This is a genomic window from Ruegeria sp. HKCCA5463 (genome assembly GCF_013034175.1).
In the GTDB taxonomy this organism is placed as follows: Bacteria; Pseudomonadota; Alphaproteobacteria; order Rhodobacterales; family Rhodobacteraceae; genus Ruegeria.
Map to the genome: position 1 here is coordinate 40525 of NZ_WQFL01000011.1, position 20111 is coordinate 60635.

General features: G+C 57.5%; 17 protein-coding genes. 14 read left to right on the plus strand and 3 right to left on the minus strand.

Going from position 1 to position 20111, the window contains the following annotated elements; all coding sequences use genetic code 11:
- From GOW09_RS19210 to GOW09_RS19240, 7 genes are all read left to right on the plus strand, one after another.
- Positions 1-1449, plus strand: a complete 1449-nt coding sequence (locus GOW09_RS19210) for an FAD-linked oxidase C-terminal domain-containing protein (RefSeq protein WP_171120105.1) — start codon at positions 1-3, stop codon at positions 1447-1449.
- Positions 1450-1473: 24 nt separating this feature from the next.
- Positions 1474-2574 carry an FAD-binding protein gene (locus GOW09_RS19215; protein WP_171120106.1) on the plus strand — a complete coding sequence of 367 codons (1101 nt, stop codon included), beginning with the start codon at positions 1474-1476 and terminating at the stop codon, positions 2572-2574.
- A gap of 4 nt (positions 2575-2578) precedes the next feature.
- A complete protein-coding gene (glcF, locus tag GOW09_RS19220; RefSeq protein WP_171120107.1) occupies positions 2579-3892 on the plus strand; it encodes a glycolate oxidase subunit GlcF in 1314 nt (437 codons plus the stop codon).
- Between the two features lie 119 nt (positions 3893-4011).
- The gene (locus GOW09_RS19225) at positions 4012-4803 is read left to right on the plus strand and encodes a trypsin-like peptidase domain-containing protein (protein WP_171120108.1); all 792 of its coding nucleotides are present in this window, start codon (positions 4012-4014) and stop codon (positions 4801-4803) included.
- The gene (locus tag GOW09_RS19230) at positions 4800-5615 is read left to right on the plus strand and encodes a serine protease (protein ID WP_171120109.1); all 816 of its coding nucleotides are present in this window, start codon (positions 4800-4802) and stop codon (positions 5613-5615) included. Before GOW09_RS19225 ends, GOW09_RS19230 begins: the two co-directional genes overlap by 4 nt.
- A gap of 123 nt (positions 5616-5738) precedes the next feature.
- A complete protein-coding gene (locus GOW09_RS19235; RefSeq protein ID WP_152459732.1) occupies positions 5739-6206 on the plus strand; it encodes an Hsp20 family protein in 468 nt (155 codons plus the stop codon).
- A gap of 144 nt (positions 6207-6350) precedes the next feature.
- Positions 6351-8576, plus strand: coding sequence for a tetratricopeptide repeat protein (locus GOW09_RS19240; protein ID WP_171120110.1), 2226 nt, complete (start codon positions 6351-6353; stop codon positions 8574-8576).
- Between the two features lie 109 nt (positions 8577-8685).
- Here GOW09_RS19240 and GOW09_RS19245 read toward each other — a convergent pair whose 3' ends face one another.
- Positions 8686-10161 carry an NAD-dependent succinate-semialdehyde dehydrogenase gene (locus tag GOW09_RS19245; RefSeq protein ID WP_171120111.1) on the minus strand — a complete coding sequence of 492 codons (1476 nt, stop codon included), beginning with the start codon at positions 10159-10161 and terminating at the stop codon, positions 8686-8688.
- Between the two features lie 284 nt (positions 10162-10445).
- Between GOW09_RS19245 and GOW09_RS19250 the strand changes: the two genes are divergently transcribed.
- The 7 genes from GOW09_RS19250 (at position 10446) to GOW09_RS19280 (ending at position 17957) form a co-directional block, all read left to right on the plus strand.
- A complete protein-coding gene (locus GOW09_RS19250) occupies positions 10446-11525 on the plus strand; it encodes a hypothetical protein (RefSeq protein ID WP_171120112.1) in 1080 nt (359 codons plus the stop codon).
- Between the two features lie 276 nt (positions 11526-11801).
- Positions 11802-12920 carry a hypothetical protein gene (locus GOW09_RS19255; protein ID WP_171120113.1) on the plus strand — a complete coding sequence of 373 codons (1119 nt, stop codon included), beginning with the start codon at positions 11802-11804 and terminating at the stop codon, positions 12918-12920.
- Positions 12921-12977: 57 nt separating this feature from the next.
- Complete coding sequence (locus GOW09_RS19260; RefSeq protein WP_171120114.1) at positions 12978-14909, plus strand: ATP-binding protein; 1932 nt, start codon at positions 12978-12980, stop codon at positions 14907-14909.
- Positions 14906-15700: a hypothetical protein gene (locus GOW09_RS19265; protein ID WP_171120115.1), complete on the plus strand. Its 795-nt coding sequence runs from the start codon at positions 14906-14908 to the stop codon at positions 15698-15700. The genes GOW09_RS19260 and GOW09_RS19265 overlap by 4 nt, the downstream gene beginning before the upstream one ends.
- Positions 15697-17034, plus strand: a complete 1338-nt coding sequence (locus tag GOW09_RS19270) for a DUF6638 family protein (protein WP_171120116.1) — start codon at positions 15697-15699, stop codon at positions 17032-17034. Before GOW09_RS19265 ends, GOW09_RS19270 begins: the two co-directional genes overlap by 4 nt.
- 1 nt (position 17035) lies before the next feature.
- Complete coding sequence (locus GOW09_RS19275; protein WP_171120117.1) at positions 17036-17302, plus strand: hypothetical protein; 267 nt, start codon at positions 17036-17038, stop codon at positions 17300-17302.
- 10 nt (positions 17303-17312) lie between these two features.
- Positions 17313-17957 (plus strand): DUF1523 family protein, encoded by a 645-nt coding sequence (locus GOW09_RS19280; RefSeq protein ID WP_152459741.1) that lies wholly within the window; start codon positions 17313-17315, stop codon positions 17955-17957.
- Between the two features lie 54 nt (positions 17958-18011).
- On the opposite strand, the gene GOW09_RS19285 is transcribed toward GOW09_RS19280, so the two are convergent.
- Positions 18012-19106, minus strand: a complete 1095-nt coding sequence (locus tag GOW09_RS19285) for a flagellar basal body P-ring protein FlgI (protein WP_171120118.1) — start codon at positions 19104-19106, stop codon at positions 18012-18014.
- On the minus strand, positions 19103-20110 hold the full coding sequence (locus GOW09_RS19290; RefSeq protein ID WP_171120119.1) for a flagellin: 1008 nt from the start codon (positions 20108-20110) through the stop codon (positions 19103-19105). The genes GOW09_RS19285 and GOW09_RS19290 overlap by 4 nt, the downstream gene beginning before the upstream one ends.
- Position 20111: the final 1 nt, after the last annotated feature.

A 20111-nucleotide genomic window follows, 5' to 3' on the forward strand; every position in this document is an offset into this window, starting at 1 on the left:
ATGGAAATGCCAAAGCCAAGCCCGGACGTACTGAGCCGGAAAAGCGCGATCGTTTCGCGGCTGTCGCGGGTTTTGCCAGATACGGCAATTATCCATGATCCGGCTGAAACCCGAGCCTATGAGTGCGATGCCCTGACGGCTTACAAATGCCCTCCGATGCTGGCCGTGTTGCCGTCGAGCACGCAGGAAGTCTCGGACGTTTTGCGCATCTGCCATGAAGAAGGCGTGCCTGTCGTGCCGCGCGGTGCGGGTACGTCGCTGGCCGGCGGGGCATTGCCAACGGCTGATTGCGTCATTCTGGGCGTCGCGCGGATGAATGAGGTGCTGGAGGTTGACTATGACAACCGTTTCATCAGGGTGCAGACGGGCCGCACAAACCTGAGCGTCACCGGCGCGGTCGAGGAGGAGGATTTCTTTTATGCGCCTGATCCTTCCTCGCAACTGGCATGTGCCATTGCCGGCAATATCGCGATGAATTCAGGTGGCGCGCATTGCCTGAAATATGGCGTGACAACGAACAACCTTCTGGGCGTGACCATGGTGATGATGGGTGGCAGTGTCGTCGAGATCGGCGGCGCGCATCTGGATGCGCCCGGTCTGGACCTTTTGGGCGTCATTTGCGGCTCGGAAGGTCAGTTGGGCGTGGTGACCGAAGCAACACTGCGCATTCTGCGCAAACCCGAAGGCGCGCGGCCGGTTCTGATGGGGTTCGACGACAACGAAGTTGCGGGCCAGTGTGTTTCGGACATTATCAAATCGGGCATTCTGCCGGTTGCGATCGAGTTCATGGACACGCTGTGCATAAAAGCCTGCGAAAACTTTGCACACGCCGGATATCCCGACTGCCATGCGCTGTTGATTGTCGAAGTGGAAGGGTCGGAAGCCGAAATTGACCATCAATTGTCGAAAATCATCGAGATCGCCAAACGCCACAACCCGGTCGAGCTGCGAGAAAGCCAGTCAGCCGAAGAAAGCGCAAAAATCTGGCTTGGTCGGAAATCCGCATTCGGCGCCATGGGGCAGTTGAACGACTACATGTGCCTTGACGGTACGATCCCGGTGTCGGCCCTGCCAACGGTGCTGCGCCGTATCGGCGAGTTGAGTGAAGAATTCGGTCTGCCTGTCGGGAACGTTTTTCACGCAGGGGATGGGAACATGCATCCGCTGATCCTTTTCGATGCCAACAAACCGGGTGATCTCGAAAAATGCGAGGCATTCGGGGCCGAAATTCTGAAATTATGCGTGGACGAAGGCGGTTGTCTGACCGGTGAGCACGGCGTGGGTATCGAGAAGAGGGATCTGATGTCGCATCAATATGCGCTTGCCGATCTTGAGGCGCAGATGGCGGTCAAGGACGTTTTTGACCCCAAATGGCTGCTGAACCCTGCCAAGGTGTTTCCACTGAACGTTTCGGAAACCCGTCGCCACGCGCAGATTGCTGCCGAATAAAAGGCTCTAATAACGGATTTTGCCATGAAACCTGAATCAGAATCTGAACTGGCCGACATGGTGACCGGATTGAAAGAGCCTGTTCGCATCGTCGGTGGCGGCACGCGCGCGGTCACCGGTCCCGAAGCGAATATCGAAACCGGGGCTCTGCGTGGTATTTCGCTTTACGAACCCGGAGCACTTACTCTTGTGGCCAAGGCCGGGACATCATTGGCAGAGATCCAGGCCGTGCTGGAAGCGGAAGGTCAGCAACTGGCGTTTGAGCCGATGGATCACCGCAGTTTGCTTGATACTCAAGGTGAACCAACGATCGGCGGTGTCGTCGCGGCCAATATCTCGGGCCCGCGGCGGATTCAGGTCGGTGCCTGCCGGGATTTCCTGCTGGGTGTGCGTTTCGTCGACGGGCGCGGGCAGGTGGTCAAGAATGGTGGGCGAGTTATGAAAAACGTCACCGGTTATGATCTCGTTAAATTGATGGGTGGGTCTTGGGGAACACTGGGAATTCTGACCGAAGTGTCGTTGAAGGTGCTGCCCAAGCCGGAAAGAGTGGCGACTTTGTCCGTCGCCGTTCGGGATGCCGGCAGCGCGGTGAAAGTTCTTTCCGCTGCGTTGAATTCACCTTTTGAAGTGACTGGTGCCGCCTATGACCCGGCGGGTGGAAATGCCCTGCTTAGGGTCGAGGGATTTGCAGAATCGGTGACGTACAGGATCGGTCGGTTGACCGCCTTACTGGCAGATTATGGTGAGGTGACAGACGAGGGAGACGCCGCAACGCTTTGGACCGGGATCCGCGACGTTCACCCATTTCAGGGCAAGGACGGGGACGTCTGGCGGCTTTCGGTAAAACCGGGTGACGCGGCGGAGATTTCGGCGCGCGCCGAAGCGGATCAAACGCTGTTTGACTGGGGCGGTGGTCTTGTCTGGCTGCGGGTCCCGGGTGGCACGGATGTGCGTGGCCGGCTTTGTGCGTTTTCGGGTCATGCCACTTTGGTACGATCCGACCACGAAACGGTCAGAAAACTGGGGCGATTTCATCCGGAACCCACATCAATATCGGCTCTAACAAAGGGCTTGCGTGCGAAATTTGATCCTCGGGGTTTGTTCAACCCGGGGCTGATGGGATAGGGCGATGCAGACAACATTCACCGATGAGCAATTGCAAGACCCGGCAATCCAGCGCTCGAACGAGATTCTGCGAAACTGCGTCCATTGCGGATTTTGCACGGCCACGTGTCCGACATATCAGGTGCTGGGAGACGAGCTCGACAGTCCTCGTGGGCGCATCTACCTGATCAAGGACATGCTGGAAAACGAGCGTGTGCCCGACGAAAAGACGGTCAAGCACATCGACCGCTGCCTGTCCTGTTTGGCCTGCATGACCACCTGCCCGTCAGGTGTGCATTATATGCATCTGGTCGATCATGCGCGCGAATATATCGAGGCCAACTACAAGCGTCCGCGGACGGATCGGCTGTTGCGTTGGTTTTTGGCGCAGATCCTGCCTTATCCGATGCGGTTCCGTTGGGCCCTGATCGGGGCCAGGCTGGGCCGTCCTTTCCGGTTCCTGATGCCCGATGCCCGGCTGCGCGCGATGTTGGAGATGGCGCCCAAGCATATCCCGCCTGTCAGCCGCAACGATGACCCGCAGAGTTTTGCGCCCGGTGGTGAACGAAAAATGCGGGTGGCGCTGATGACGGGCTGCGCACAAAAGGCGCTGAACACCGATATCAATGACGCCACGATCCGCCTGCTGACACGGTTGGGGTGCGAGGTCGTGATCGCCGAAGGTGCTGGCTGTTGCGGAGCTTTGACCCATCACATGGGCAAGGTGCAAGACAGTCATATGGCGGCAACCGCCAATATCAGAGCCTGGAAACGGGAAATGGACGGTGATGGGTTGGACGCCATCGTCATCAATACCTCTGGCTGTGGCACCACCGTGAAAGATTATGGGCATATGTTTCGCAATGGCCCGCTTGCCGAAGATGCGGCGCGTGTGTCTGCAATCGCCATGGATGTCAGTGAACTTCTGATCCAGCTGGACCTGCCGGCGGGGGAAAACCAAAACCTGACCGTCGCCTATCATGCGGCCTGTTCATTGCAGCATGGGCAGAAGATCAAATCCTATCCCAAAGACTTGCTTAAACACGCGGGTTTCAAGGTCGTCGAACCCGCCGACAGTCATTTGTGCTGCGGCAGCGCGGGAACGTACAACCTGATGCAGCCGGACATATCAGGCCAGTTGAAACAGCGAAAAGTTAGAACTCTTGAGGCGAAAAAGCCTGATATCATTGCTGCCGGCAATATCGGGTGCATGATGCAGATCGGTTCTGGTACGCAACTGCCGATCGTTCACACAGTAGAGTTGCTGGACTGGGCGACCGGCGGACCAAAGCCACCGGCCTTGCAGGGAACAGGGAACCCGGTTCCCGTCTTGCGGTGAATCATGCTGATGCCAGCGCGCATCATTTCCCAGGGAAATACCTTTGGTGCATGATCGCCCTATTTTCGCCCAACGCGGCACGTAGGACAAAAGCTTCGAAGTGAGTCTCGGAGAACCTCGTGCGTAACTGGATCAAGGCGATCGTGCTCTGTGTCTTGCCATTGGCGGCCACGGCGCAGGACACTAGGCTGGAAAGCCTGGATACGTCGGATTCCGGGCGCGAGTGGATGGCTGTCGGGCGGTTGGATATCGCCGGCGCAGGGTTTTGCACCGGAACGCTGGTGTCGCCGACGCTTGTACTGACAGCGGCGCATTGCCTGTTCGACAAAAGATCAGGACAACGGATCAACCCTGCGGATATCGAGTTTCTGGCCGGGTGGCGTTTGGGACGTGCGTTGGCCTATCGGACCGCGCGCCAGGCTGTGATCCATCCGGACTACCAATATGGCGTCGACTCTACGGCCGACCGGGTAAGCGCGGACGTGGCTTTGATCGAGCTGTGGCAGCCGATCCGCAATACAGCCGTCATTCCATTTGAGTCGGGCGATCAGCCCAAACGTGGCGCTGAAGTGGGCGTTGTGTCTTATGCGCATGACCGGTCAGAAGCTCCGTCGCTGCAACAGGTCTGCTCGGTCATGAACCGGCAGGCCGGGGTTATGGTCATGTCCTGCGACGTTGATTTCGGGTCTTCGGGGGCACCCGTTTTTTCTTTCACGGGCGCGCGTCCTCAGATCGTATCGGTGGTTGCGGCCAAGGCCAGTATGGACGGCCAAAGTGTCGCAATTGGAACCGCGGTTGAGCATTCTCTGCAATTGCTGCGTGACGAACTTTCTGCGGGGCGGGGATTTGGGCTTTCCTCGTCCGGATCGGAAACGAACAAGAACATAGGCGCAAGGTTCATTCGACCATGATGAGAGTCTTCTGGAGCCTGTTATTGGGCCTGAGCGTCTTGGCAACAGCGCCGCAAGCGCAATCCAACAAGCGCAAGCTGACCGACCGGGATGACCTTTATGGTTGGGAGGCTATCGGTCGGCTGGATGTCCGCGATGCCTCGTATTGCACCGGCACGTTGATCGCGCAGGACATGGTGCTGACCGCAGCCCATTGTGCGGTGGATCGTCGTACCGGGAAGACTTATGTGCCCGAAGACATCACGTTTCGTGCAGGCCTTAGCAACGGCAACGCCTTGGCCGAGCGTCAGGTCACGCAAATCGCCCTTCATCCCAGCTATGGGGCGCAGAACCCGCTGTCGCACGAAGGTGTCCAGTTGGACGTGGCCCTGATGCGGCTGAACGAGCCTATCCCGTATTCGGTCGCCGACCCTTTTGCGCTGCACAGCGGCCGTGTTCCGGGCAACGAGATCAGCATTGCCTCGTATGGGCGGGGACGGTCCGAGGCGATCACCCGAGAGCGTTCGTGCCGTATCATCGACCGCAGCCAGGGTCTGATCACCTTTGATTGCGACATTACTTTCGGGTCTTCCGGGTCTGCAATTCTGGCGAAAAACGGTGCGCGCTGGCAGATCCTGTCTGTGGTATCGGCGGTAGGCACGAACGGCCGTAGAAAGGTGGGGTTTGGCATGGAGCTTGGCGGGATCGTCGCCGAGCTCAAGGCCATCATGCGGCGCGACGCACCTCAGCCCAAGGCGTCGATCCGCCGATTGCAGGTCGGGTCCGGTAAGTCAGGATCTGGTGCGAAATTCATCAGTTCTGGCGGGGGTTGAACTCGGCGAAATCGCTACCCATGTGATGTGTATCGGACCGCCACAACGGGGTCCGGTACCTGAAATCGCCCGTCCAGTCGGAGGGCACTTATCGCAAATCGCTCAAGAATGAGGATATGACACATGCGTACGTTTGATTTTGCACCGCTGCACCGCGCCACCATTGGCTTTGACCAGATCGCCGACATGATGGATCGCGTTCTGACCAACGATGGGGCCCAGCCCAGCTATCCACCCTACAACATTGAAAAAACCGATGTCGACACCTACCGGATATCGGTGGCCGTTGCCGGTTTTTCGGAAAACGACCTGACCGTGGAAGTGAAAGAAAATTCACTTGTCGTGGCAGGTAAAAAAGCCGCCGAAGACAAAGAGCGCACCTATCTGCACCGTGGCATCGCCACCCGCGCGTTCGAGCGTCGGTTTGCCCTGGCGGATCATGTCCGCGTCACCGGTGCGAGCCACGAAAACGGTATGCTGAACATCGAACTGAAGCGCGAGGTTCCGGAGGCTCTGAAACCGCGCCGGATCGAGATCACCTCGGCCAAAGCCATCGAGAAGGATGTGGTGGACGCCAAAGCCGTGAACTGAGGCTTCTGAATATCCCGCGGCAGTTCACTCCTCCCGGACTGCCGCAACACACGCCCCGCGTTCCTCCAGACGCGGGGCGTTGTGTTTTGGGCGTGTGCGAAAACTGGTTCCCAGCAAATTATCCGCCTGATAGTCTTCGGTATTATGGAAAGCCGACCAAAACGTCGACTAGCAGCTATCCTGGCAGCCGACATCGCCGGCTACTCAAGATTGGTTGGTCTGGACGAAGAAGGTACCATCGCAAGGCTTCGCCTGATCCGCAGCGAAGTCATAGAGCCGGCGATCGCCCGGCATTCAGGGCGCATCGCGAACACTGCGGGAGACAGCTTTGTGATCGAATTTCGCAGCGCCGTCGATGCGGTTCACGCTGCCGTGGAAATTCAGGCCGACCTTGCAAAGAGAAACGCGGGTACCGATCAAGATAGCGTCATCACGTTTCGGATCGGCCTGAATGTCGGCGATGTGGTTTCGAACGGGGATGACATCCTTGGCGACGGGGTGAACGTTGCCGCGCGGCTCGAGGCACTGTCAGATCCCGGTGGTATCATTGTTTCACAATCCATCGTCGATTATGCGCGCAACAAAGTGCCCTATGGTTTTGCCCCGATCGGGCCACAGAACGTCAAGAACATCGCAGACCCAGTTCAGGCCTTTCGCGTAGAAGCGGAAATTTTGCCTTCACCGCGAAAAAGCCGCACACTGAGGAAATCCCGCTGGCTGCCGCTGGCGGCTCTGCTCGTGATGTTGGCGGCTGTTGGGCTTTTTCTGACGAAACCGTGGAAGACTGGCCAATTGCGCGCCTCAGAGGCGCAGATGGTTTACCCTTTGCCGGATCTACCTTCCATCGCAGTGTTGCCGATTGCGAATTACACCGATGACGCATCCAAGGAAATGCTGATCAACGGTATCTCTGAGGATTTGATCACGGACCTGTCCCGAATATCCGGATTGTTCGTCATCGCCGGCAATTCATCCTTCGCATACCGCGACAGGAACATAGATATCGCTCGTTTCGCCGAAGAACTTGGGGTTCGCTACGTCGTTGACGGCAGCGTGCGACGTGCGGATGAAGATTTCCGGATCAACATTCGCCTGACCGACACATTGAACGGGCGATTGATCTGGGCGGACAGGTTTGATGGCGCGATTGATGACATCTTTGAAGTGCAGAAAACCATTGTTCTCGCAATTGCTCAGGAGCTGGATCTTCCGCTCGACCCTCAAAGCCGGCAAGCCATCGAAAGCGTGGAAACCCAGACCATTGCAGCACGCGAGGCCTTCCAGCGCGGGTGGGAGTTGTATTCGCAGTTCAACGAACAGGACAACCTTGCGGCAATTCCCCATTTTGAAAAGGCCGTGGAATTGGACCCGGATTATGGGCGTGCCTGGGCGACGCTTGCCCTGGCGCATTTGCGACCGCACATCTTTCATCATTGGAATGGGTTTGCAGAGTCAGGCGCGCAAATGCATATCGGCCTGTTTTACAGATATTACCGGGATGTGATGGAGCAGGACACCGCCCTGGTGCACGTTATCCGGGCTATTGTCAGTCTCAACCTTCCGGATTGGGACAGTAACCTACGGGTAGGTCGGGGGACGGAAGAAGCCAGACGAGAAGCAGCGAAAGCCATCGCGCTGCAACCCAGCGACCCCGAGGCGCATCTGACGATGGGATGGGCGCTGATTGCAGCCGGTGAGCCCGAGGAAGGATTGGCCTTTGTACAGGCCGCGACCCGGCTGGATCCCAATTATCCCAGCCACTACGCGCTGTTTGAAGCGGCGGCTCTTTACGCATTGAATGACCTGACGGGTGCGGCAGATGTGATCGAGAAAGAGTTGAACAGAAATCCGCAGGCAACTGAACTGATGCCATTTGCAGCCTCGGTTCTGGCCCTGAATGGAGATCGACGTGCGGGCAGGGCCATCATCGACCGATGGCAAAAGGGCAAGCATGCCGGTGTCATACAGGACGCTGTTCAGAATTACTTTTTCATCATTCGCTGGGTCGGTGAGAACCAACATTTGAACGCCCGGCTGAACGACGGGCTGCGTCTGGCGGCGTTGCCTCCGGAAAAAACCATAGCAAGTCTGAGGGCGGATCTGTCACGGGGGGATGCCAAAGATCAGAGGACGGCAGCCCAATCGCTGGCCCTGTTCGGTCCCGAGGCAGAGCCAGCGGTGCCGGAATTGATCGCGCTTCTTGAAAGCCCGTCGGTGTTTGTCCGCAAAGAGGCAGCTATTGCATTGGGGAAAATTGGTGGCGCGGCGTCCTCTGCATTGCCCGCGCTGGAAGCCATGGTTGACGGTTCGTTGCAGGGAAAGTTCGCGACCCGTGCAATCGAACAAATCCGCGACAAGTCCGCAGAATAGCCGTGTCAGCGTCGACTGGGCCGCCGCCATACACACTCAAAACACGACGCGATTGCGTTTCCGGACGCGGGGTCTCTGCCCACCGCAATGGGACAGAGACCGTATTGGATCAGACCGACATGCAGACGTACTTCATTTCCAGATAGTCTTCCATGCCGTGATGGCTGCCTTCGCGGCCCAGACCGGATTGCTTGACGCCGCCGAACGGGCCCAGCTCGGTCGAGATGATGCCGGTGTTCACGCCGACGATACCGTATTCCAAGGCTTCGGCCACCTTGTAGACGCGGCTCAGGTCCTTGGCATAGAAATACGAGGCCAGACCAAAAATCGTGTCATTGGCCATGGCGATCACGTCGTCTTCGTCCTCGAATTTGAACAGCGGGGCCAGCGGGCCAAAGGTTTCGTCCTGCGCCACCAGCATGTCCTGCGTCACGCCGGTCACGATGGTTGGCTGGAAGAACGTGCCGCCCAGATCATGAGGCAGACCACCAGTCAGAACCGCGCCGCCCTTGTCGGTCACGTCCTTGATATGTTCCTCGACCTTGGCGACCGCGTCGGCGTTGATCAGCGGGCCGGTGGTGGTGCCTTCGGTCAAGCCGTCGCCGATCTTGAGTGCCTCTACTGCCGTTTTCAGTTTGGCCGCGAATGCGTCATAGACGCCGGCCTGCACATAGATACGGTTCGCGCAGACACAGGTCTGGCCATTGTTGCGGAACTTGCACAGCATCGCGCCTTCGACGGCGGCATCCAGATCGGCGTCGTCGAACACGATGAACGGTGCGTTGCCGCCCAGCTCCATCGAACATTTCATGACCTGATCGGCTGCCTGGCGCAGCAGGATGCGGCCCACTTCGGTCGATCCGGTAAAGGTCAGCTTGCGCACACCGGGGTTTTCGCAGAACTCCTTGCCGATCTCACCGGCCTGCGACGAGGGCACCACGTTGAACACGCCCGCAGGTACGCCGGCCTGTTCCGCCAGCAGCGCCAGTACCAGCGCCGACAGGGGCGTTTCGGTGGCCGGGCGCGCCACAAAGGCGCAGCCAGCGGCCAAAGCCGGGCCTGCCTTGCGGGTGATCATCGCGTTGGGGAAGTTCCAGGGCGTGATCGAGGCCGCAACGCCGATCGGCTGCTTCATCACCATGATCCGCTTGTCGCGCTGATGGCCGGGAATGGTCTCGCCATAGACGCGCTTGGCCTCTTCACCGAAGAACTCGATGAAAGACGCGCCATAGCCGATCTCACCGATGGCTTCGGCCAGGGGTTTGCCCTGTTCAGCGGTCAGGATCTTGCCCAGATCCTCGGCGTTTTCCATCATCAGATCGAACCAGCGCCGCAGGATGGCTGCACGTTCCTTGCCGGTCAGTTTGGCCCATTCTTTCTGCGCGGCTTCGGCCTGTGCGATTGCTCCGGCGACCTGAGCGCGGCTTACGTCTGCCACCTCGGCGACCACATCGCCCCGAGCGGGGTTTGTGACTTTGAACGTGCCATTGTCACCGTCTACCCACTGACCGCCGATATAGGCTTTGGTTACAAGCAATTCGGGGTTCTTCAGGATTGACTTCAGATCGGTCGTTGCGTCCAGCATGATAAGCCTCCGGCGTGAATTGGGTTGTGCGCACCCAATCAGGTGATGTCTCAATTGTCTATGGCCACTCTGGATGTGGAATCAATCCAGATTTGATCAAAAAAATACTTAACAAGTTAAATTAATCGAGTCACCCGAAATCTGCGCGTTTCATTGGCCGGTCTCGCCTTTCTTTTTGCCAAGGAGTTTGCCAAAGTCTGAGTGAATTTTGAGACCCGGGGGATGTAAATCAGTGTAACATTCCCTATCTTATTGGGTAATAGAAGAAAAAAGGGATAGAAGCGATGTCGAACCAGCAATTCGAAGCGTTGATAGAAGAGACTCAAGCCAAAGTGCGCGAAAGCCAGTCTCAGATCGAAGGGCTGACCTCGCGCATTGAAGCGGCCCGCGCCAAGATCGGCACTGCCGAGGCCGATATCGACATCGAAAACGCCACGCTCGAGGATGTGCACGCCCATACCGAGGTGATGAACGCCAATATCGCCGAACTGATCATGGGGCTGGACGACGTCACCAGCGCGTTTTCCAAGGATTTTGACGAGATGCGCTCGAAAACCGGGTGGGAGTCGTTTGTCGGCATCTTCTCGAAAGGCAAATCCGAGTCGATGCGGCAGGAGCGGATGCGCACCGCCAATATCGATGACAAGCTGCAAGACCTGATCGCCAAATCCGACGTGATCGTCAAACTGCTGCAAGGGCAGTTGGCCGTGCTGGAGGAACAGCGCGTCAAGGTCGAGGACAACCTGACCGTCACGCTGGACGATCGCGAGGCGACTGTGGCGGAACTCGAGGCGCTGCGCGCCGAGATTCAGGGTATGGATCCGACGATCATCACGCTGGAAAACAAGATCAGCGTCGAACAGGACGCCGCCGCGCGCACCCAGTTGGAAACCGAACTTGCCGAGTTGAACAAACAATACAACGCCAAGGTTCAGGAAGAACAGGTCAAGTTGGCCAAATCCCAAACGCTGGAGCGTTACATCGAAAAGGGCAAAACCTGGGTCGATTCACTGCAAAACCAGGCGGCGACGCAGATGGTGCTGATCAACAAGCTGCAAACAGACACGCAACAGCGCGTGGTGCTGTATGACGCCCTGACCAAATCGCTGAAAACTGCACAGCAGCAGGACGTGGCCCACCGCATCAACGAGATCGGCGTGCAGACCGACCAGGAGGCTCAGACGGCAATGGCCGCCATCGGCACCGCGACCAACCAGAAAATGGCCGACATGCTCGAGGCGCACGAGGACCACATGGTCTTTGCCCGCGACGTGCTGGAGAAAAAGGCCAAGGCGGATGAGCGCTTTGCCCGCCGGTTTGCCTCGATTGTCGAGAAGCATGACAAGAATTTATATCGTGGGTGAACAGGCCAGCGGGTCCAACGTGATAAAAGACGTACTTATTCTGCTCCTCAAAATGCTAGCGATGTACGGGTGTATTGTTGGGGCGATGCTAATCGTATTCGTAGCAACCAGAAGGATTTTAAGCGCGCACTATCTATTGTTTCAGATGGTGGGTTTGTCTGTCGTGCTCGGTAGCTTTTACTGTCTTTTGTATTCGTTGAAGATACTCAAAGAAGAAATGCTCAAAATCGAAAAGAAACATCGACCTTGGCTTTTCGACAGATTTGGGAACCGTTTATGAACGACCCCACCCTAGACCATGTCGGCCTGACCGACACCTTCGCCTCACGCCGCTATTTCCGCAAATTTGAGGTCATCACCGTCCACCTTCTGCGCGTGGCGGCGACGATGGAGGCCGAGGGGGCGATCAGCAAACAAGAGGTGCAGATCGTGTCGCGCTACCTCTCGGGGTTGCTCTACACCTTCCGTGCGCTCAGCATGAAATACCTGCTGGTGGGGCGCGATACGGGGCGGTTCTTTGGCAGCCTCGCCATGGACAAGCGCGACAGCGGGTTTCCGGTGGCGGCCGAGTTGTTGACCATGGCCAATGACGCGCAGCAGGCGCAGGTGCATCTGGCGAACATGCCCTCGGAAGAGGATCTGAAAACCGACATGGTGCGGACAATTATTGGCGACCGGGAGATTCCCACCAAGCTGCAATTCGCGCTGTCCCAAAGGCTCTATTACGAGGAATTGTTGAAAGGTCAGCTGTTCTGGGCCCGCAACGATCCCGAATGCCACTGGATCGGGAATGAGGGCGAGCGGCGCAAGTTCCTGATCCACTGGGCGGTCTATGACAGCCAGATCAACCTGCCCGTCATCTATCTGATGCAGTTGGAGGACAGCGGCAAAACTGCCCTGCCCAAGGATCAACGCCGCTGGCCCGAGGTACAGGCGCATCTGATGGCGCAAAGCTTGGGCGGGCTGAAACTGGTGACGATCGCCAAGGGGTTCGATCAGGATTTCGACGACCTGCACCCCAAACACATGCGCCGCATCCATGTGGGCCCGATGTATTCCTCGGCCTATACCGAGCAATCCGGCCCCCTGCGGCAGGTGTTGGAGGACGCACAGGCGCCCGAAGGTCAGGATTGGGCGCTGGCCTGGACCACCGAGGAGCTGGAAAGCGAAGAGGTGATCGAAGAACGCGCCGGTTGGTTTTCTACCGTCGAACGCGAGGTCTTTGCACTGGACCCGTTCGGCGGGCAGGGGGCCGAGACTGGGGCTACGCGCACCCAGCGGTCGATCATCCTGCCCCAGCGGCCGTTTCAGGTGCTGGCCGAGCGCAACCCGCCAGGCTTTGCCGATGTGCGCAAGTTCGTCGTCAGCAAGACTGGGCAGGTGCTGAGATATTGAATTTTTCGCCTCCGACGGGAGTATTTTTGAAAAGATGAAGCAAGGGCGGTTATTGAGATGAGTTTGACGTCAGATCAGATGGAATTGCGCGAAGACGACATTCGCAAGCATTATCCCGCAGCGACCGCCCTGTTGAACGGGTTCGAGCATGCACCGCGGATTGCCAAACCCGTTGAGGCCGCCGTCGAACGGTCTCCGGGTGTGTCGACGGGGCGGCGGTTTCGGTCGACGACACCGGGTTTGGTGACACGGCGCACGGTGCGCGCGGATGGGGTGCATCTGGTTGAACGAATCGAGGCGTCGGATGATGGCGATACGCTGGTCTCACCCCCGCAGGCGACTGCGCAGCAGGCCATCCGGCGCGCGATTGCCATCGCTCTGGCCGTGGCCGAGGCCTATACGGAGCAGACGCCGTTGGCCGATCTGAAACGTGCCAATTTGGCCGGGGATCTACCTGCCGCGCGCAAGACTGAATTCTCGGAATTGCTGACCGCCGAGGCTTTGATCACGCTCCATACGTTCGGCAACGCGCTGGCCTATCTGATGTCTTCGCATCTGGGCGAAACCACCGTTGATCTCAGTGAGATTGAAGAGGTTCTGACCGACAATGGCCAGCTTGCCCTGCATGGCGCGCTGTGGGAGCTGGATCAGGTGCTGGCCAAACACGCCCCCGACGACGCCCATCTGATCGCGGCTACCAGCGCTTATGCCGAACAACTGATGGAAAAGGCCGCCCTGCGTGCAGGGTCCGCAGGCCATCTGGCCCCGTTCCAGAATGCTGCCTGGCATATCGAGGCGGATGACCTGACCATCCGGGGGTTTGAGCCGGCCTCAAAAGCCAAATCCACCACGCTCACCATGACGTTCAAGAAACCGAACGAGGTGGTCGGCAACCATATCGCCAAATATCAGGCCATGAAACTGGCCAAGATGGTGATGGCCTACGACTTCGACCGCCGCCTGAACCCGTTCGCGGAACTGGGCGGGTTCATCTTTACCTTCATGGGCGACGGCAAGCCGGGCACCGGCAAGACCACCCTGATCCAGATGATGGCGGGGCTGATCAATGATTATTGCCAGAACGCGGGCTATCCGTTCCGCTATCAGAACCTGAGCACCGACAACATCGACAGCTATCAGGGCAAATCCGGCCAGAACGCCAAGGCGTTTATCAACACGATCATCGACCCCTCGGTCATCGGGTTCGGCACCATCGACGATATCGACCAACTGGCGGGTAAGCGCGGCGACCGGCAGTCGTCAGCCGGGCAACTGGAAATCACCGCCGTGCTGATGGAGAGCTTTGCGGGCGCCAACACCGTCGTGCGCGGCAACTGCACCTTTGGCATGTTCTCGAACTACCCCGAGAATGTGGACGACGCTCTGCGCCAGCGGGCGGGCGCCCGGTTTCTGGTGGACGGGCCGCAAACGCGCGAGGATTACATCGATATCCTGCACCTGCTGATGGGCCGCAACCATGACATCCCGCTGGGCGAGCACGAGGCCTATGCCGCGCAGGAAATCAAAAAGGCCGTTGCCGCCAGCTTCGAAAGCCATTCCCGCCCGCATGAGGACGCGCTGTTGCAGGTCTATGACCGGGTGTCTGGCGAGATCGGACAGATGGACACGATCGCCAAGTTGGGCACTTACCTCAAGGCGATCCAAGCCGCGGATGAGCGGTTCACCGGCCGCGCGATCAAGAACATCACCGACGCGGTCAAGGTCCGTGCGATGGATTTCGAACTGCCCGACGAGTGGATGGAAAACCCCGACCTGTTCCTGTTCCGCGACTACGACACCAAAAAGGCCATGATCGAGGATCTGCGCCAGCCGATCACGGTTGAGATGGTGATGCAAGAGATCAACCGCTACGCCGACAGCGAGTTCCGCTATGCCGACAAGAGCGACGAGGTCGCCATCGAAAATGCGGTGCGTGAGATGGGCCGAATGGAAGAGGCCAAGCGGCGGTATCTGGAGGGGAAGGGGTGAGCGACGGAAACTACTCTGCCGTACACTTTGAGGAATTGCCTCTCAAAGTGGAGGACCTAAGAAGTGTTCCCAAAGATAGTTTGGCTCTCTTTGCCGTCACTAGCTTTGCAATTACAGAGTTAAACGTCATCGCGCGCTTGGTTCTCTCTACATTCCAACCTTCCGAAAAAGATGAACCAGTCAATGTTGCAGCTTTTATCCAACAATGCTGCATCTTGAGGATTTGGACATTAAAGCTCTTCGAGTTTCATGAATGCATCAAAAAACTAGCCAGTGGCAAAGAGGCTTCTGGGAGCGAAGTAAAACTGGTCGCTGAATACTGCCTGAACAAGTTCAACCATGAACTTCAGTTGGATAGGTCCTATTCGCTTGCCAGAGATGTACGACATGAAGCTGCTGGTCACTACTCATTCAGTGCCGCAAAAAAGAACCTAGGCCATGTCAACAACGAGGGCATCGCTAGTATGTTCGTTAACAAGCAAGCTGGAAACTCGTTTTACCCTTTCGGTGAGGAGGTAATGTTTGCTGGTCGATTAAATCGACACGGTGCTTCTCCAGCTAGTGCAGGAGATAGAAACCAACTGATTGACCAACTGTTTGGTTGGAATTTAAAGGCGAACAGTTGGGTGAGAGCATGTCACCTAAAGGTTTTCACGCAATTGGCTGCATCAGAACTTTCTGATAAGTTTAAGAAGGAGAGCGTGTTCTGGATTAATTCTGAAAAAGTCGGGGAATTTTCTGACTTCCGCATCCCTTTGTTTGCATCACGAGACTTGGGGAAGGAGTTATGATCCGCCTCATCAAAAAAGGCCTGATGTTTGGCAACCTCGTCCACATCTCCAGCCCGGCTCTGGTCGAGCGGTATAACCGCGCGTTGCAGCATCTGGCGGGCAAGACAACGGCGCTGACGGATTTCCATGTAGATATCTCGGGCTATTCGCCGGAGGTGGGGATTGAGCTGGAGGATGAACTCTACCTCAACCCCAACGGGGTCAACCGGCAGTTCATCCTGCTGACGACCGAGCAGAAACGTGCGCCTTTGCTGAACGTCAAATTCTCGACCTCGCGCGATATCCTGCGGGAATTCATCGAGATGAACGAGGCGCAGCTGTTCGCCCTGACCGCCACCGATGCGGTGGCCGGAGAGTTGGTGAACTCGGTTTTCAAACTCACCACGCCGCGCGACCTGCTGAACCTGCGCAAGATCGAGATTGAGGCCGACACAACAGGCGGCACCCTGCGCAAGGCACAGCAACTGGCAGGCATGGTCGAACGGTTCAAAACCGAAGAGGACGCCTGGTTCGATGATGTGCTGATCGCCAAGATGATCGAAACCGCCAGGGAAACCGGTGACGTCACCCGAAACCCGGTGCGCCTGCGTCATACGGATTTTGAGCAGCGAAACTTCTGGACGGCACATTTCGGTGGGCTTTATCTTTTTCCTGACGTTGATCACCCGGCAGCGATTTGCATGGGTGAAAAGCCTGACGACTTGCCGATCAAATACACGTTTGATCCGCCGCAGCGGAACCAGATTGCCAAATTTCTGGACTACAACGATCTGGTTGAGCCCATCGTCAAGGCGCGCGGCGTGGATGCGGCCGCGATCCTGCAACAGAAGATGGATTTCCTGACCGTCGATGCGGCGGCAGATGCCGATGTCAACCTGACCGGGCTGGATCGCAGCGACATGCGGCGGTTGGCCCGGAACCACGCGGATCGCCTGCCGCAGGCCTATCACGGGCTTGCGCAACTGCTGCGCTGGGCAAGTGACGGGGGTCCGTGGCCGCGCATCACCTCGGACCACCCGGCCTATTTCTACACGCTACGCGCCGCCGATACGCCGAACCGCGATCTGGTGAACATGCTGTTGTCCGAATTGGCCCCGCTGGACCCGCGCCAGATGTTCATCTGCCACAAAGAATTGTTCTACCGAACATATTCTGGCTGGCCCGAGAGCAAGAAGGCCTATGTGGCCGACTTCCTTGCGCGCGAATATCAGGTGGACAAGCAAGGCGCCCGCGCCGCCCTGTTCGGACATGAGCCGGATATGAGTGGTGACGATCGCGTCAGCGATGACATAATTGCTCGGGTTGGTCCGTGGGGTTCGGTGAGGAAAGGTTGAAATGATTGGATTGTTGCGCCTTTTGCTGATCTTGCTGGTGATCCAGACGATTGCCTATGTCGGGCTGTCTTTCTATTCGCGCGGCATACGCCGGCGCAAACTGGAGAACTGGTGGGACGAAAAGGGCAAGACGGGCAACAAAGAAGCCTTTGTCGAACGCGGATTGCATGTGTATGACAACTCGTTTCGGCGTAAACTGATCCTGGGTGTCTATATCGTGCCGTGGGTGGCGATTGGCGCGCTGATCTACATCGTGAATTACATGTGAGGGTTTAGGCATGGCCTATGTGAAATGGGCGTTCATTATCATTTTCTGGGGTACGATTGCCGTGATCCTGCAATATTCTCTGCCCCAGCATGACATTGTGCGCATCGTCAACACCTATGAAGAACGGCAGGATCTGAACGACTGGACCCGGATCTTTTGGTCAGAGCCGGAAGATCAATCCACCAGCCTGTCCAACCGGGATGTGCAGTTCATTCAGGCGGTGCGGGCTAACGGAAAACCCATCGTGTACCGAAATGAGGATACCGGCTGGGGATGGCCCCCGTATTTCAAGTTCGACACGGCGAACCTGTATACCGAGGCCAATGATGCGAAATCCACCAAGGAAAACCCGAAATGGGTGGTCGTAACCCACTACGGGTGGCGCAACGAATTCATGTCGATCTTTCCCAACGCCATTTTCATCAAAGACGTTGAAGGGCCGGATGTTCGGATCATTCCCTGGTTCAATATCATCTTCCTGACGATCTTTGCGGCGTTCGTCTGGGCGATATGGGTGCGTTGGCGCAGGTTCCGGCAAGCACGGATTGATCCGATGATCGAAAACGTGGAAGATGGCCTATATGCGGCCGGTGACGCCATAGAAGAGCGACATAACAGATTTCGGCGCTGGCTGGACAGCTGGAAATCGAAATAGATACAAGCTTTGGTGGGCGTGCCAGCAGCACGCCTATCCCGCTGGCGGTGCCTTTCACCTGACGATGAATTCCGCATGCAGCGCGCCTGCTGCCTTGATCGTTTTCAGAATGTCGATCATGTCCTGAGGCGAGACCCCAAGCGCGTTCAGACCTGCGACAACCTCGGACAACGTGGTGGCCTCGGGGATTTCGGCGAGGCCGGTTCCCTCTTCTTCCTCGATACCTGCGATTGTACGTGGCACGACCACTGTTTCACCTCTGGCGAACGGGTTGGGCTGCACCGCAATCGGTGCCTCCTGAACCGTCAGAGTCAGGTTGCCTTGAGACACCGCAACACGCGAAATTCGGACCTCCTGCCCCATGACAATGGTGCCAGAGCGCTGATCGACAACAACGCGCGCTTTCGATTCAGGCTCGACCAGAATGTTTTCGATACGCCCTATGGCGTGGGCTGTCGAAACCGCCTGCGTCGCCGCGACGTTGATCTCAACCGTGCCGGAATCCCGCATGATTGCCACAACTCTGTTGAACTCGGTGTTTATCGCGGTTTCGATGCGCGCGGCTGTGGTGAAATCGGGCTCTCTGAGTGCAAGGCGCATTTGAGTGAGAGTTGACAAATCGAAGTCAATTTCACGCTCGACCCTTGCACCGGATGGGATCACGCCCGAAGTTGGCACCCCACGCACGACCGAGGCTGCCTCTCCTTCAGCCGAAACGCCACCTGCAAGGATTGTGCCCTGCGCGACCGCATAGATTTGGCCATCGGCTGCGTTAAGCGGGGTCATGATCAATGTTCCACCCAACAGGCTGCTTGAATCGCCTATGGCTGAAACCGTTACATCGATTTGACCCCCCACCCGTGCAAAAGGCGGCAGGCTGGCCGTGACCAATACCGCTGCCACGTTTTTGGGCCGAAAATCCTCACCGGTGACGTTGACGCCAAGACGTTCGAGGATGTTGGACATGATTTCTTCGGTGAAAGGCGCGTTTCGTAACCCATCGCCGGTTCCGTTCAAGCCGACCACCAGGCCGTAACCCACCAGATCGTTGCCGCGTACACCGTCAAAATCCACGAGGTCCTTGAGACGGATTGTCCCAGCCCAAGCCATGCCGGGAAGGAGAAGCAGGAGAAAAATCAACGCCCTCATCTCAGAAAGTTCACCAGCGACAGGCTCGCATTGCGAACGGTTACGGAATACAGGCTTTCCAAGTGAAATTGCACCGTTTGCAGTTTCGCTGCCGTCTCATAAGGATCGGCCGCGATCAGTTCGTTTCGGCTGAAATCCAGGCTGGTTCGGGCCGACGAATTGCGTGTTGCCGCCTCTTCGATGCGGGCTTCGGCCGCACCGACTTTCGCCCGGAGCTTGACGGTGGCATCCTGTGCGTTGGCCAGATCGACCCCTAACTGCGTGAACAAAGCGGTGCGTTGATCGGGCGAAAGTGCCAATGCGCTGTCGGTGGCCAGCGCCGCAACGGCGACGTCCCTGAGTGCGGCCTTGAACGCCGGATCCGTTGCCGTGATCGGCAGCGTGACGCTTTCGTTTTCCGAAATCTGCATCGGAGACAGGGTGCTGTTTGACCCCTGATAAATCACGGCGTCGAAACCGGCTGGGTCATTGAACCAGTTTTCTGCCGCCAGCCTGATATCAGCGACCGTGGCAAGCCCCGTCAACTGCGATTTCAGCGCCGTCAAAAGATCGTTCGAAGATTGCAGGGGCGACACATCGGTGGCGGTACCGGAAAACAGGCTGCGCCCTCCTACGCGCGTGTTCAGTGCCGAGATCATCGTGTCCAGCTCATTCTTCGCCTGCTGGGACGCTTGTTCATGATTGACGGGCTGATTGGCGGTTCCGTAGGCCAGCAAAGACGCGGTCATGTCTCCGACCGAATCTCCGAAGGTTTTCAGGCTCAGTTGCATGGTATCGGTGAACAGGGCCGCTTCGGACGTTGCGATGCCAAAGGCGTCGAGTCTGGCGAGGCTGCGGTCGAGATCCAGAATTTGCGAATAATCCCCGCCAAGCCGCCCCGAGACGTCCTGTACCCGCCCGGTGGACATTTCATAAGACAGGGTTTCGATCTGGGTTTTGATATCTGTTGCGCGGGTTCGCAAGGTCATTCCTCGCGCCAAATCGCCGATAGAAGTGATATTCATG

Bases quoted from the DNA above. Each gene is read 5' to 3' on its own strand.
- GOW09_RS19235 (WP_152459732.1), top strand. From the start codon at position 5,739: ATGCGTACGTTTGATTTTGCACCGCTGCACCGCGCCACCATTGGCTTT.
- GOW09_RS19250 (WP_171120112.1), top strand. From the start codon at position 10,446: ATGTCGAACCAGCAATTCGAAGCGTTGATAGAAGAGACTCAAGCCAAA.
- GOW09_RS19270 (WP_171120116.1), top strand. From the start codon at position 15,697: ATGATCCGCCTCATCAAAAAAGGCCTGATGTTTGGCAACCTCGTCCAC.
- GOW09_RS19240 (WP_171120110.1), top strand. From the start codon at position 6,351: ATGGAAAGCCGACCAAAACGTCGACTAGCAGCTATCCTGGCAGCCGAC.
- GOW09_RS19280 (WP_152459741.1), top strand. From the start codon at position 17,313: ATGGCCTATGTGAAATGGGCGTTCATTATCATTTTCTGGGGTACGATT.
- GOW09_RS19255 (WP_171120113.1), top strand. From the start codon at position 11,802: ATGAACGACCCCACCCTAGACCATGTCGGCCTGACCGACACCTTCGCC.
- GOW09_RS19260 (WP_171120114.1), top strand. From the start codon at position 12,978: ATGAGTTTGACGTCAGATCAGATGGAATTGCGCGAAGACGACATTCGC.
- GOW09_RS19230 (WP_171120109.1), top strand. From the start codon at position 4,800: ATGATGAGAGTCTTCTGGAGCCTGTTATTGGGCCTGAGCGTCTTGGCA.
- GOW09_RS19245 (WP_171120111.1), bottom strand. From the start codon at position 10,161: ATGCTGGACGCAACGACCGATCTGAAGTCAATCCTGAAGAACCCCGAA.
- GOW09_RS19210 (WP_171120105.1), top strand. From the start codon at position 1: ATGGAAATGCCAAAGCCAAGCCCGGACGTACTGAGCCGGAAAAGCGCG.
- GOW09_RS19215 (WP_171120106.1), top strand. From the start codon at position 1,474: ATGAAACCTGAATCAGAATCTGAACTGGCCGACATGGTGACCGGATTG.
- GOW09_RS19285 (WP_171120118.1), bottom strand. From the start codon at position 19,106: ATGAGGGCGTTGATTTTTCTCCTGCTTCTCCTTCCCGGCATGGCTTGG.
- GOW09_RS19275 (WP_171120117.1), top strand. From the start codon at position 17,036: ATGATTGGATTGTTGCGCCTTTTGCTGATCTTGCTGGTGATCCAGACG.
- glcF (WP_171120107.1), top strand. From the start codon at position 2,579: ATGCAGACAACATTCACCGATGAGCAATTGCAAGACCCGGCAATCCAG.
- GOW09_RS19290 (WP_171120119.1), bottom strand. From the start codon at position 20,110: ATGAATATCACTTCTATCGGCGATTTGGCGCGAGGAATGACCTTGCGA.